This is a genomic window from Sulfurimonas lacustris, assembly GCF_059705355.1.
In genome coordinates this window covers 887,744-900,863 of record NZ_AP046125.1, presented here as the reverse complement: position 1 = coordinate 900,863, position 13,120 = coordinate 887,744, and the positions used below count along the sequence as shown (strand labels likewise).

General features: G+C 41.9%; 14 protein-coding genes. 6 read left to right on the top strand and 8 right to left on the bottom strand.

Going from position 1 to position 13,120, the window contains the following annotated elements; all coding sequences use genetic code 11:
• The first annotated feature begins 84 nt into the window (after nucleotides 1-84).
• Complete coding sequence (locus AC6H4V_RS04825) at nucleotides 85-1,227, top strand: NAD(P)/FAD-dependent oxidoreductase (protein ID WP_497607702.1); 1,143 nt, start codon at nucleotides 85-87, stop codon at nucleotides 1,225-1,227.
• Here the strand turns inward: AC6H4V_RS04825 and argB are convergent.
• Genes argB through AC6H4V_RS04805 form a run of 4 tightly spaced genes read right to left on the bottom strand, consistent with a single transcriptional unit; the run spans nucleotide 1,224 to nucleotide 4,931 of the window.
• Nucleotides 1,224-2,075 carry an acetylglutamate kinase gene (argB, locus tag AC6H4V_RS04820; protein ID WP_497607701.1) on the bottom strand — a complete coding sequence of 284 codons (852 nt, stop codon included), beginning with the start codon at nucleotides 2,073-2,075 and terminating at the stop codon, nucleotides 1,224-1,226. The two genes, AC6H4V_RS04825 and argB, sit on opposite strands and share 4 nt — an antisense overlap.
• Nucleotides 2,059-2,979: a tetraacyldisaccharide 4'-kinase gene (locus AC6H4V_RS04815; RefSeq protein WP_497607700.1), complete on the bottom strand. Its 921-nt coding sequence runs from the start codon at nucleotides 2,977-2,979 to the stop codon at nucleotides 2,059-2,061. Before AC6H4V_RS04815 ends, argB begins: the two co-directional genes overlap by 17 nt.
• A gap of 3 nt (nucleotides 2,980-2,982) precedes the next feature.
• Nucleotides 2,983-4,101 carry a DegT/DnrJ/EryC1/StrS family aminotransferase gene (locus AC6H4V_RS04810; RefSeq protein ID WP_497607699.1) on the bottom strand — a complete coding sequence of 373 codons (1,119 nt, stop codon included), beginning with the start codon at nucleotides 4,099-4,101 and terminating at the stop codon, nucleotides 2,983-2,985.
• Nucleotides 4,102-4,124: 23 nt separating this feature from the next.
• Nucleotides 4,125-4,931, bottom strand: coding sequence for an NAD+ synthase (locus AC6H4V_RS04805; protein WP_497607698.1), 807 nt, complete (start codon nucleotides 4,929-4,931; stop codon nucleotides 4,125-4,127).
• A gap of 85 nt (nucleotides 4,932-5,016) precedes the next feature.
• Here AC6H4V_RS04805 and AC6H4V_RS04800 point away from each other — a divergent pair, with 85 nt between their 5' ends.
• Nucleotides 5,017-5,610 carry an MBL fold metallo-hydrolase gene (locus AC6H4V_RS04800; RefSeq protein WP_497607697.1) on the top strand — a complete coding sequence of 198 codons (594 nt, stop codon included), beginning with the start codon at nucleotides 5,017-5,019 and terminating at the stop codon, nucleotides 5,608-5,610.
• Nucleotides 5,611-5,612: 2 nt separating this feature from the next.
• On the opposite strand, the gene AC6H4V_RS04795 is transcribed toward AC6H4V_RS04800, so the two are convergent.
• Complete coding sequence (locus AC6H4V_RS04795) at nucleotides 5,613-6,098, bottom strand: PaaI family thioesterase (protein WP_497607696.1); 486 nt, start codon at nucleotides 6,096-6,098, stop codon at nucleotides 5,613-5,615.
• On the bottom strand, nucleotides 6,095-6,985 hold the full coding sequence (gene cmoB / locus AC6H4V_RS04790) for a tRNA 5-methoxyuridine(34)/uridine 5-oxyacetic acid(34) synthase CmoB (RefSeq protein WP_497607695.1): 891 nt from the start codon (nucleotides 6,983-6,985) through the stop codon (nucleotides 6,095-6,097). The genes AC6H4V_RS04795 and cmoB overlap by 4 nt, the downstream gene beginning before the upstream one ends.
• Before the next feature lie 61 nt (nucleotides 6,986-7,046).
• Here cmoB and AC6H4V_RS04785 point away from each other — a divergent pair, with 61 nt between their 5' ends.
• A complete protein-coding gene (locus tag AC6H4V_RS04785; RefSeq protein WP_497607694.1) occupies nucleotides 7,047-7,940 on the top strand; it encodes a cation diffusion facilitator family transporter in 894 nt (297 codons plus the stop codon).
• A gap of 1 nt (nucleotide 7,941) precedes the next feature.
• On the opposite strand, the gene rny is transcribed toward AC6H4V_RS04785, so the two are convergent.
• Together rny and AC6H4V_RS04775 are read right to left on the bottom strand one after the other, a co-directional pair.
• Nucleotides 7,942-9,510, bottom strand: coding sequence for a ribonuclease Y (gene rny, locus AC6H4V_RS04780; protein ID WP_497607693.1), 1,569 nt, complete (start codon nucleotides 9,508-9,510; stop codon nucleotides 7,942-7,944).
• Nucleotides 9,467-10,078 (bottom strand): 5-formyltetrahydrofolate cyclo-ligase, encoded by a 612-nt coding sequence (locus AC6H4V_RS04775; protein WP_497607692.1) that lies wholly within the window; start codon nucleotides 10,076-10,078, stop codon nucleotides 9,467-9,469. The genes rny and AC6H4V_RS04775 overlap by 44 nt, the downstream gene beginning before the upstream one ends.
• A gap of 63 nt (nucleotides 10,079-10,141) precedes the next feature.
• Between AC6H4V_RS04775 and AC6H4V_RS04770 the strand changes: the two genes are divergently transcribed.
• The 3 genes from AC6H4V_RS04770 to radA all read left to right on the top strand — a co-directional run bounded on the left by AC6H4V_RS04770 (nucleotide 10,142) and on the right by radA (nucleotide 13,080).
• Entirely contained in the window at nucleotides 10,142-10,714 is a 573-nt protein-coding gene (locus AC6H4V_RS04770) for a TlpA family protein disulfide reductase (RefSeq protein WP_497607691.1), read from the top strand.
• Between the two features lie 2 nt (nucleotides 10,715-10,716).
• The gene (gene ftsY, locus AC6H4V_RS04765; protein ID WP_497607690.1) at nucleotides 10,717-11,598 is read left to right on the top strand and encodes a signal recognition particle-docking protein FtsY; all 882 of its coding nucleotides are present in this window, start codon (nucleotides 10,717-10,719) and stop codon (nucleotides 11,596-11,598) included.
• Between the two features lie 138 nt (nucleotides 11,599-11,736).
• On the top strand, nucleotides 11,737-13,080 hold the full coding sequence (radA, locus tag AC6H4V_RS04760) for a DNA repair protein RadA (RefSeq protein WP_497607689.1): 1,344 nt from the start codon (nucleotides 11,737-11,739) through the stop codon (nucleotides 13,078-13,080).
• Nucleotides 13,081-13,120 lie beyond the last annotated feature (40 nt).

The window sequence follows — 13,120 nt, the reverse complement described above, 5'->3', positions numbered from 1 at the left end:
TTTTTATCCTCGATTTTAATAGGGCGGGATTATAACATCACTATTCTAATAAAGCCTTAACGCACAACACATTACAATACGCAAATGAAAACATACGATTTTGTGATTATCGGAGCTGGGAGTGCGGGGTGTAATGTGGCGCACTATCTGCAAAAAAACTCCAAGAGAGTTGCCGTGATAGACCAAGAGGGGGTTGCCGGTGGCGGTAGCGGGGCGGCGGGGGCGTTTTTGTCTCCGCTTCCCGGAAAAGCAAATCCATACAACTTGTTTGTCAATGAAGCTCTCTCTTTTAGTCTTGCGTTTTATGAAAAACTTTTGCCTCATGCGTTAAGCAAAAAAGGAGTTTTAAGAGTTGCAAACGAGAATTTTGATGAGAGCAAATTAAGTTCTAGTGCTATAGAGAGCCGCTTTTTCTCTGCTGAGGAGTTGCAAACTATCACGCCAAATTTCAGAGATATTGATGGTTATTTTTATGAAAATGCCGCTATTTTAAACCCTCTTGAGGTTTGTGAGGAGCTTTTGAGAGGGTGTGATTTTTACAGACAAGATGTAAAAGAGCTGTGCTTTGAAGATGGGTTTTATGTTTTTGGAGAGTTTAGAGCAAAAAATATCATTCTTGCCCAAGGGGTTATCAAGCCTTTAGTGCAAACTCCCTACATAGAGATAGCACCGATTTTTGGTGTAAAGATAGATGTCAAAACATCCACAAAAGTGCCGTTTAACATCCACAAATCCATCTCTATCTCCACCAATAAAAGTGACGGTACAGTTGCCATCGGTGCGACAAAAGAGAGGCATGACACTGCAAAAATGGAGTGTCTCACTTCATGCGACAAATGCCCTTTTTATGTAAACACGGAGGCGGGGCAAGTTGAAACGCTACTGAGAGAAGCAGATGAGCTTATAAAACTAAAAGATTTAGAGGTCGTAAAAGTATATAGAGGTGCAAGAGCGACAATAAAGAGCTATTTTCCTGTTATCGGCAAGATTTATGATTTTGATGCAAGCCTCAAGAAGTACCCATCCATAAAAAACGGTACAAAGATACCACCCTCTTTGTTGGAGTGCTATCCAAACGCCTACATCATCAACGCTTTAGGTTCAAGAGGTTTTGTCCTCGCTCCTTACCTTGCAAAGATACTGGGCGAAAACATATTGCATGACACTTCCATCCCAAAAGAGCTATCAAGTGAGAAGCTCTTTTATAAGATGGCGAGAAAAAGTTAAAGCGTTATCTGCGTTCCTACACCTGCGGATGTGAAAAGCTCTAAGAGCATGGAGTGTTCTATCCTGCCGTCGATAATGTGTGCTTTATGAACTCCGCCCTCGATGGCTTCAAGGCACGCATCTACCTTTGGTACCATACCGCCGTGGATAGTTCCGTCTGCTTTGAGTGCTTCTATCTCGGCTTTTGTGAGTGTGCTGAAAAGCTCTTTGTTGTTGTTTAGTACGCCTGCCGTGTCTGTTAAAAAGATGATTTTGTTCGCACCAATGGCTTTTGCGACATAAGAAGCGCACAAGTCTGCATTTATGTTAAACCCAGGGTGTCCAAGCTCTCCACCTGCGGCGATGGGAGCAATGACGGGGATAAACTTCTCTGCTATAAGGTTCTCAATTACCTCTGCTTTTACATTTGTTATATTGCCCGTAAGTCCCCATTTTGCGAAATCTTTTGACTTTGCGGAGATAAAGTGTGCATCTTTTCCGCTGATACCGATGGCTTTTGCGCCGTGAGAGTTGAGAAGTGAAGCTATCTCTTTGTTTATCTCACCGCTAAGCACCATCTCAACGATACGCATAACCTCTTTGGAAGTTACACGCTGACCGTCGATAAATTTGGTATCGATTTTGAGTGCATCAAGCATCTCATTTATCTGTCTGCCGCCGCCATGAACGATAACCGGTTTGATGCCCACAAGATACATAAGCAAGATATCCTCTGCAAACTTCTCTTTTAGCTGTGGTGTCTCCTGCGCCGAACCGCCGTACTTTATGACGATAGTCTCGCCTTGAAACTCTTTTATAAAAGGCAGAGCCTCAAGAAGCGTTTGAACTGTTTCAATCTTTTTTTGCATATTTTCCCCTGTAATCATCTATAATTTTAAAAATATCTTCACGCACCTGCACATCCAAGTCAAGCAGCGAGAGCGGCAAGCCAAACTGTTCCAGCTTTACAAAATCTTTGTAAGTTACCAAAAGAGAGTCTGAAGCGTTTCTCTCTAAAATCTCCAGAACCTCATCTTTGACAAAAGCATGATGGTCTTCAAAATAGTTTTTGCTAACAACTTCCGGCAGATACGCATCAAGCCGTTGCGGTCTTGCGATGGCAGTTAAAAGCGACATTTTATCACTTTTATTTTGAAGAGTAACCACTCTTTTAAAATCAACTCCCTCTTTTAGCACAACAGCCTCTTTTGTACTCCAAAGTCTCTCTCTAAATGGACCTGATGGCAGGCATGAGGAGTTTTTGCTTGCTACTTCTATAACAAAGTCAAGCTTTTTTATCTCATGTTTGGAGTAGGCATCATCCAAAAATATGATTTTTGCGCCCATCTCTTTTGCTCTTTTTATCCCTGCTTTTCTATCTTCACTAACTATCACAACTGCGTTTTGGAGTTTGCGTGCATAAATCATCGCCTCATCGCCGCTTGTGGCAACATCGCAAAGGATTTTACCTCTATCGCTCACTACAAAAAGTCCATGGCTCTCTCGTCCATAACCTCTCAAAACAACCGCCGCATCCTCATAGTGTGAAGCAAGAGCGGTTACTAGCGGAGTTTTGCCGCTTCCGCCAACCGTGAGATTTCCCACACCTACAACTGTGATGTCAAAATCCTCCGCCATTTTGCCTCTAAAGCGCAAAAACATCACAAAACAGTAGAGCAAACTTAGCGGCAAAAAGAGAAACGAGACGATTTTTTGGAAGAGGTTTGGGTTGTAGAAATACTCCTCAACCCAAAAGATAAGCTTTTTTTTCAAACACTATACTCTTGTTGCGGCAACTGCTTTGACTTTGTCAATCACATACTGCACCTCTTTGTTTTGCATGCTAGGATAGATAGGAAGCGACATCACCTGTTGATAAGTCGTGAGTGCTACGGGAAAGTTGTTTACTTTTAAGAGATACTTATGTTTGTAGTATGACAAAAAGTGAAGCGGGATGTAGTGAAGACCGACCTCAACGCCATGTTTCTTAAGCTCCAACGCAAAAGAGTCTCTGTTTTTGTCCACTTTGATGATATAAAGAGAGTACGGATGTTCCGCATTTGTCTTTGGTATGGAGATGTGGTTTACTCCATCAAGTGCTTTGTTGTACATCTGCGCTATCTCTTGGATTCTCGCAAGATTTGCATCCTGCTCACCAATCTTTGCTCTTATGTATGCCGCATCTAATTGGCTCATGGAGTAGTCAAAACCGATATCGGTTACATCGTAAACATACTCCAAAGAGTCCTCATCACGCACCATGGCATGAGAGCTTAAAAGTCTTGCTCTTGTGATAATCTCCTCAGAGTTGCTCACAAGCATACCGCCGTTGCAGATATCTTTTTTTAGGTGTGAAGAGAAGTTAAAACAGGTGATGTCTGCACCAGTTGAGCCTATCTTTTTGCCTTTATATGTTGCACCCAGAGCCTCGCTTGCATCTTCTACGATTTTGACATCATAGATGGTTGCCATAGAGTAAAGTCTGTTCAAATCGACACACAAACCCGCCACATGCGTAACGATAACAGCTTTTAGTTTTTTGGCTTTGTTATCCTCAAGATAGGCTTCTAGTTTGTCAAGGTTGATGTTGTAAGTCTGCGCATCGATGTCGATGAAAACAGGTTCGGCATCAAAATGGCGTACAACTTCAGGCACACTTGGATGTGCGTTTACAGAGCAGACAACCTTGTCGCCTCGTTTGAGATCAAGTGCCAACATTGCCAAATGAAGTGCCGCCGTTCCATGAGACGAGGCAAGTGCGTACTCGGCATCCACATAAGAGGCGAACTCCTCTTCAAGCTCTTTTACCTGATCAATCTCTTCGCCGTCAAGTACATCACTCACATTTGAGTGTGCCTCTCTACTGCTCTCATACTTACAAAATGCAACTTTCATCTCTTCTCCTTATAATGGTATCTCTAAAGTCTAATATCTCGTGGGTAGTTAAAATCATGGTTTATCGTTCGAGAGGTGAGCTTTGCGATAAGGGGCATCTTTCTCTTAAACTGGTTGCGAAAAATCCGCTCTATTATCATCTCAAGCATCTGGGCATCATGTCCTCGTGCGATAATCTCCTCTTTGCTTAACCGCTCTTCTACATATAGCTTTAGCACCGCATCCAACTCGGCATAACTGTAGCCAAGGTCGGCTTCATCACTCTGTCCATGCCACAAATCGGCGGATGGTGCTTTATGGATGATAGCCTCCGTCACGCCCAAATACTCGGCTAGTTCATACACTTCACTCTTATACAAATCGCCTATCGGGTTAAGCGCGCTCGCCAAATCGCCATAAAGCGTTCCGTACCCTAACATCAACTCGCTTTTGTTACTAGTACCCAAAACCAAAGCTCTCTCTTTTGCCGAGATATCAAAGATAGTAGCCATTCTAAGGCGTGCTGAGAGGTTGCCACGTCGGAGGTTATCCATGTCAGGATTTTGCTCCTCATAGGATTTAAGCATCCCCTCAATCGAAGCAGCGATAACGCGAAGCCCAAAAGCATCACAAAGCTCTTTTGCATCATCAAGAGAACTTTGTGAAGAGTAGTGCGAAGGCATCATCACGCAAAGCAGTTTCTCTTTGAAAACTCTCTGTGCCAACAGTGCCACAACAGCAGAGTCAACCCCGCCGCTTAGTCCCAAAACAACATTTTGGATACCCGTCTTACGAACTTCATCATCCAAAAAACAGCAAAGATGTTCTGTTATAAGCTCGTACTTCTGCATCGATAACCTTTGGTAAACTTTAAAAAAAATTATTATATCGAATTTTGGTAACCGATGTTATACTTTCACAAAAAAAGAGTGAACTATGCATATAAAAGTAAAACCTATGGGTGATTATCAGACAAATTGTTATATTGTAAGTGTGGGTGGAAAAGATTTTATCATAGACCCTGGTATGGGGGCGGCACAATGGGTGATGCAAAATGTGACCAATCCGGTAGCCATTCTCAACACTCATGGGCATTTTGACCATGTTTGGAGCAATACCGAGTTGCAAGAGAAGCTAAAAATCCCGCTCTACACTCCAAAGGCAGATGTTATGCTGCTTCAAGAGAGTTCTTGGATGCCAGACCTGCCACCTTCTAAGCCAGATGTAGAAGTAGAAGCAAATCAAGAGTTTGATTTTGATGGTGTCAAGATAAAGTTTTTACATTTTCCCGGACACACTCCCGGATGTTCGATGATAGAGATAGGAGATGCTATGTTTAGCGGTGATTTTATCTTTGAACGCTCCATAGGGCGTACAGACTTTCCCTACTCAGAGCCAAAAGAGATGAGAGAGTCGCTAAGAAGATTTAAAGAGATACCTTACGACAAAACCATCTACCCAGGACACGGTGGCACAACCACCATCAAACAGGAGCAGCAGTACAGTGACTACTGGATAGCGAATCTTTAACGCTACTCCTCGTCACTCTCTTCGCCGCTGAGTTTGAGTTTGAGCACATGTCGCTCTGTCACGACAGTTTTAAATTCACCCTCAAAAACCTTGATATCAAGCACGTTTGCTGTTACATGAACATTTCTTTTTCTTCCCTCTTTATGGCGCACTTTTGCCGTGAAGTTGACGATATCTCCAAACTTTACTGGTGACAAAAACTGACAATCACTCGCCACCAAAACGACATTTTTCTCATTTACCGCCGCCATTGCCGCAAAATCAGCCGCACTAAAGATAAATCCGCCATGGATAAGCCCCATCGAATCAGCAATCATCTCATGTGTTGTGACAAGTTTGAGATTGACATAGCCATGTTCTAGTTTTTCTATCTCACCGCATAAATCTTGGTTGATTCTCTCGTGTGTTGTAAGAAGCACCTCATTTTTGTTTTGATACTCATTTATCTCCAAATCATCATCTTCCATCTCTTGTCGCATTTGGTTCATTTCTTCTCCTTTTTTGCTCTAATATAGACTCTAGCGGGTGCAGGGTAGCCTTCTACTGTTTTACTACTGTCCTCTTTATCTAAAAAATCTTCCAAAGATTGCCCCTCTATCCATGAAGTCTTTCTCTGCTCGCTTGCATCGGTTTTGGAAGTCTCCAAAACTTCAAAACTCTCAAATCCCGCACGCAAACACCAGTTTTTGAGAGCATTGATAGTCGGTACAAAATAGATATTTGGTATCTTTGAGTAGGACGATGCAGGAGTTAAACACATCTCATCCTCTCCCTCAATGTAAAAAGTATCTAAAAAGAGTTCGCCCTTTTTGTCAAGCCCTTTATAGAGAGATTTTAACATCGCCACAGGGTCGCTTCTATGGTAAAGAACCCCCAAACAAAAGATAGTGTCAAACTTCTGCTCGTAAAACTCGACATGTTCCACACCTAAGAGCTCATAAACGATATCGCTCTTTACAAAATGGTTTATAAAATCAAATTGCGTCTTAAAGAGCGGCGATGGGTCAAAACCAACGAGGAGTTTTGGCGCATCCTCTTGCATTCTAAAGAGATAATACCCATTGTTGCATCCTATATCGGCAACTCTCTTATCTTTTAAATCAAAATGTTTTCGCAAAAGGTTATATTTTACATTGCTTCGCCACTCTGAGTCTATGTATGTGTCAAAAAGCGCAAATGGTCCTTTGCGCCAAGGCATCATAAGTCTTGCCGTCTCTTCTATATTTTGAGGGGCTTCACCTTTAACGCTCACTGCATCACCAAGCGTTACATCCCATGAACCATCAGGCAAACCTGCCAAAGCCTCTCTAAGTGGAGCTATATTTTTCCACTCCATCCACTTTGCACGCTCTTCTCTTAACTCTTTTATGTTCATCTTAATCACTGTAATATGTTAAATTTATTATAATTGTACCTTAAAATAGGCAGGAGCATAAATGAGAATAGAAAAAAAAGCGACGGTTGTCTCTACGTCGGTAGCTACACTTCTTGTGATAATGAAAATGACGGTCGGGATACTCAGCGGCTCTATCGCTGTTTTGGCATCTGCTATCGACTCTTTGCTTGACTTGACGGTCTCATTATTTAACTACTTTGCTCTTCACAACGCAGAAAAAGACCCAGATGATAATTTCAACTACGGACGCAGCAAGATAGAACCGCTTGCGGCAGTTATCGAGGGGACGGTTATCTCACTCTCCGCTCTTTTTATCCTCTATGAAGCACTTGTAAAGATTGCGCATCCACGAGAGATGGAACATATGGATATAAGCATTGCCGTGATGGTTATCTCTATCATCATTACCTCTTTTCTAGTACTCTTTTTAAACAAAGTTGCAAAAAAAACGGGCAATATGGTTATAAAAGCAGACGCTCTGCACTACAAAACGGATATTATCTCAAACGGTGCAGTTCTTGCGGCTCTTGGGCTTGTCGCTATAAGCGGGGAGCAGCTTTTTGACCCTATTCTTGGTGTCGGTATCGGTATTTATATGATTTACTCGGCTATGCCTATCATCAAAGAGGGGATTTTGATGCTACTTGACGCGGCACTTCCTGAAGAGGAGATAGAAACCATCAAAACTATTTTGCAAAGCGACAAAGCAGTGACAAACTTCCACCACCTTCGCACAAGAGAGTCAGGTTCGCACGTTTTTATCTCTGTACATCTTGTCTATAACGTCAGCATTTCGCTCTACGATGCCCATCTTGTTGCGGACAAACTAGAGCTTAAAATCAAAGAGCATTTTAAAGAGAAAAAAGCCCATGTTCTTATGCACATGGACCCTTACGATGATTCAGAAATTAATGATGCAGAGGATTTGTACTAGTTTATCTAGCAAACTCCACTGCTCTGCTCTCACGGATAACATTTACTTTTATATCGCCCGGGTATTGAACTTTCTCTTCAATCTCTTTTGCTATCTCTTTTGCCAAAAGAATCGACTCATCGTCATTTATAAGTGAAGCATTGACGATAACTCTTACCTCTCGTCCGGCATTTATGGCATACGCCTGTTTTACACCGGTATGCTCAGAAGCTATCTCTTCTATGGCAGTTACTCTCTTTAAGAAACTCTCAAGCACTTCACGTCTTGCTCCGGGTCTCGCTGCTGAGAGTGCATCTGCCGCACAAACCGCACCACACTCGATGGAGTTTATCTCCTCGTGTCCATGGTGCGCGTAAATCGCATTTATAACCACGCTATGTTCATTGTAGCGATTACAGATTTGCGCTCCCAAATCGACATGATTTCCCTCATGCTCATGAGTAAGTGCTTTACCGATGTCATGGAGAAGTCCCGCTCTTTTTGCAAGTCTTATATCTCCACCCATCTCAGCAGCCATCATACCCGCCAAATGTGCAACTTCAAGCGTATGCGCAAGAGCATTTTGTCCGTAACTCGCACGGTAACGAAGTTTTCCTATAAGCTTGACAAGCTCAGGGTGCATCACACCAATGTCAAGGTCGATGACTATCTCTTCACCCTCAGCCAGCGTCTCTGCTTCAAACTCATCACAAACTTTTGTGTAAATCTCCTCGATGCGCGCAGGCTGAATGCGACCATCTTGAATCAAAAGCTCCAACGTTTTTGTAGCAATAGCACGACGATAAAGGTTAAAACTGCTTACCAAAATCGCATTTGGCGTATCATCTATAATGATATCCACACCCAAAAGCGTCTCAAGCGTCTTGATATTGCGCCCCTCTTTTCCGATAATGCGCCCTTTAAGCTCATCATCAGAGAGGTAAACTAGATTTGTCAAACGCTCTGCTGCAAACTCTCCCGCAAAACGGCTAGTAGCCTGTGCTAAGATATAGTTTGCTCTTTTTTTGCCCTCTTCTCTTGCCTGATTTTCATAACGTCGCACGACATGCGCTATCTCGGCACGAGACTTCTCTTCTACTTTTTGCAAAAGAAGCGTCTTCGCCTCCTCTTTTGTCATTCCTGCACAGTGCTGCACTGCACTGAGCGCCTCGTCTATCTTTTCTTCGTATCTTTTTTTTAGTAAACCCAGAGATTTTTCATTTCTTTTTAAATCAACTTGTCTTGCTTTTAAAGTAGCGACTTCATCTTGAAGCCGTCTCTCTTCATTTTGTTTATAGCGTTTAAAAGTTTGCTCTTTTTTTGCAACATCATCTTCTCTTTGCACAAGGTCGGCTTTGGCTCTCTCTTTTGCATTTTCATACAACTTTGTAGCCTCTAACTCTATCTCTTGAGATTTTATGTTTGCTTTATAAAGAAGCAACTGCGCTTCATTTTCTATCGCACTTGCCTGAGCTTTTGCTTTTTCGACATATATATCAAAATTAGCACTCGTTATTTTTTTAGAAATCAAAAAACCTACAAGCCCACTAACGGAGGCGATTGAGCCTCCAATTAGTATCTCGTTTAGCACTTCTATTCCTTATTTTAGCCATATTTTGCACTTTTATATTTGGCGTAATTATCACATCACAAGCGATATCGTAACTATCACAAATGAACTCTTTTGTATAACAAAACTCTGATTGAATAAAAATTGTATATGGTCTCTTTTTCAACTTTGCAAAGAAACGATCATACATCCCTTTTCCAAAACCAACTCTTTGTAAATTTCCATCCACGCCGACAACAGGCACTATAGCTACATCAATTTTTTTAATATCTCTTAAACTCGTTCCCGCTTCATAAATACCAAATTTTTTTTTCTTCAGCGGTAACCTAAATGGTACCATCTTAAAACTTTCGCCTTGCATAAATGGAACAAAAATTGTATATTTTTTTCTCATTTTTTTGATTGCTTTTGCGGTATCTGCTTCAAAAGGGAGTGAAGTATAAAAAAGAATCTTTCTCTTTTTCATTTTTTTCAGCTCTTTTAAAAGCTGCACATGAATCTTTTGATTTTTATAAAAGCGGTTATGTTTGGGGCTATTTTTGATTTTATCCAGACATTTTTTTCTAAAAATTGTTTTTGTAAGAGCCATCTCAAATCTTTATGGATATAATTTTGGCTATTTTACTTTAAAAATTAAAAATAAGGTCTTACAATGTCAAAAAAATATATTCTTCTTTTGAGCGTGCTCTCTGCACTCCTCTTTCATGGTTGTTCAGATAACAAAAAAGAGGGTGATAGCACTGCGGCAAATGCGAATCAAATGATAGCAACTACCGATTTTCCACTCAAAGGACTGGATGGCAAAGAGTATGTTGTCAAAAAATCTGGGCAAAGTTTCACGCTTGATGGCGCACAAGATAAGATTGTTATCTTTGATATCTTCGCAACTTGGTGCCCGCCATGCCGCGCTGCAGCACAACATCTCAGCTCACTTCAAGAAAAATACAAAGAAAATCTTATCATTATCGGTATAACCATCGAAGAAAATGTAGCAAACGAGAAACTCAAAGAGTTCGCGTCCACTTACAAAGCAAACTATGTTTTAGTCAACTCTGAACAAAACAGACGCCTAAGCGATGCTATCGTTAAAGAGCTAGACCTTGGAGAGAGATACCCAATCCCGACGATGGCGATGTACAAAAATGGACAACTCATCAACCACTACGTGGGCGCAACTGAAGAGGAGTTTATTGAAAGCGACATCAAAAACGCTTTAGGCAAATAGTGATGTTTGGATTTATAAAAAAATCACTCAGCAAAACAGCTGAGGCTATAAAATCTATAGTTCCAAAAAGACAAACTTCCTTCACTAAGGAGGAGATTGAAGAGATTTTGCTTGAAGCAGATGTTGAGTACTCGCTTGTAGAGATTATCTTAAATGAGATATACCAAAGCAAGGTAACACGCGATATTTTGCGCTCAAAACTTCTTGCTACACTTGCCTACACAACATACGAAGAGCCAAAATTTACGGCACCTTTTGTAGAACTCATTGTCGGTGTCAACGGTGCGGGCAAAACAACAACCATCTCAAAACTTGCAGCCCGCTACAAGAGCGAGGGAAAAAAGGTCATCCTTGGAGCAGGAGACACCTTTCGTGCAGCAGCCATTGAACAGCTCACTCTTTGGGCGAAAAAGCTAGATATCCCAATCATCGCCTCAAAACAGGGACATGACAGCTCTGCGGTTGCTTATGACACCATAGATTCGGCAAAGTCAAAAGGGTTTGACCATGTTATCATCGATACGGCAGGAAGATTGCACACGCAAACAAACCTAGCAAATGAGCTCAAAAAAATCCATAGAATCTGCGACAAAGCCCACAACGGCGCACCACACAGAACTATCCTTATCATTGACGGCACACAGGGCAACTCTGCCATAGCGCAAGCAAAAGCCTTCAATGAGATGATAGGGATTGACGGCATCATCATCACAAAGCTTGACGGAACAGCAAAGGGCGGCAGCGTCTTTAGCATCGCTTATGCGCTTGAGCTTCCTATCCTCTATGTCGGAACAGGCGAACAACCAGAAAATCTCACACCATTTGACAAATATGAGTTTGTCGATGGCTTGCTAGACGCTATCTACTCGCAAGAGGAAAATTAAAGAATTTACTCCGCACAGTCTTATCGGAAGTGGGGCTTTAGCCCCGCCTAGCAAACAAATATGGCAATTTGTCATATTTTTATATCTTTTTCGATTTTGCTTTTATAATTGTCCTAAATTTTCAAAAGGTTGTTGTCGATGTCTAAGAAAAAAATCCTTTTTGAGTGTCAACATTGCGGGCTTACTACTCCAAGATGGATGGGCAAATGTACAAATTGCGGAGCGTGGGACTCTTTTGTAGAGCTAAATGAGCAGCAGCAAGAGGTTGTAAAACATGCCAAATCAACCTCTTCATCGGCAAAAGCCATCAGCATCAACGATATAGAGGAGGAGGAGATATTTCGCTTTAGTTCAGGCAATCCTGAACTAGATACCGTTCTTGGCGGCGGAGTAGTTCCGGGTTCACTTACACTTATCGGCGGAAGCCCTGGGGTTGGCAAGTCAACACTTCTTTTAAAAGTTGGCGGAGACATAGCTTCAAGCGGACAAAATGTTCTTTATGTAAGCGGGGAAGAGTCTAGCTCACAGATAAAACTGCGTGCAAATCGCCTTAGAGCAAACCAAAGCTCTCTTTATCTCTTAAGTGAGATTCGTCTGGAGCAGGTTTTGGTTGAGCTGGAACATAGAGCGTATGATTTTTTGATTATCGACTCCATCCAAACGCTCTACTCGGAAAATATCGCCTCCGCCCCCGGCTCCGTTACTCAAGTCAGACAGATAACATTTGAGTTGATGCGCATAGCAAAAGATAAAAACATCGCCATCTTCATCATAGGCCATATCACAAAAGAGGGTTCTATCGCTGGACCTAGAGTTTTAGAACACATGGTGGATACTGTTCTTTACTTTGAGGGCGACTCCTCGCAAGAGCTTAGAATCCTTCGTGGATTTAAAAACCGTTTTGGACCGACAAGCGAGATTGGTGTTTTTGAGATGCGCAGTGATGGGCTTGTCTCGGCTACAGACATCGGTTCACGCTTTTTCAACCGTGATTCAGAGCAGGCAGGTTCTGCACTCACAGTCATTATGGAGGGTTCACGCCCAATCATCCTTGAAGTTCAAGCACTTGTTTCAGAGTCACACACCGCAAACTCAAAACGCCAAGCAACCGGTTTTGACAACAACAGGCTCAATATGCTCTTAGCGCTTTTAGAGAGAAAACTAGAAATTCCGCTATCGGGGTATGATGTTTTTATCAATGTCACAGGCGGAATCAAGATTAGTGAAACATCGGCGGATTTGGCGGTACTTGCAGCCATTATCAGCAGTTTTCGCAACCGTGCCATCTCAAAAAAGACCATCTTCATAGGTGAGGTAACGCTTGTCGGGGATGTAAGAGAGGTTTATGGCATGGATGCAAGACTCAAAGAGGCAAATATGCAAAATATCACTAAAGCACTTGTTTGCAAAAAACCTTTGGAAAAAACAAATATCAAAACATTTATAGTCGATGAAGTAACAAAACTGCTAGAATGGTACTAATTTTAAACCTCCTTTGCTTTAGATGGTAGTATAATTTCTA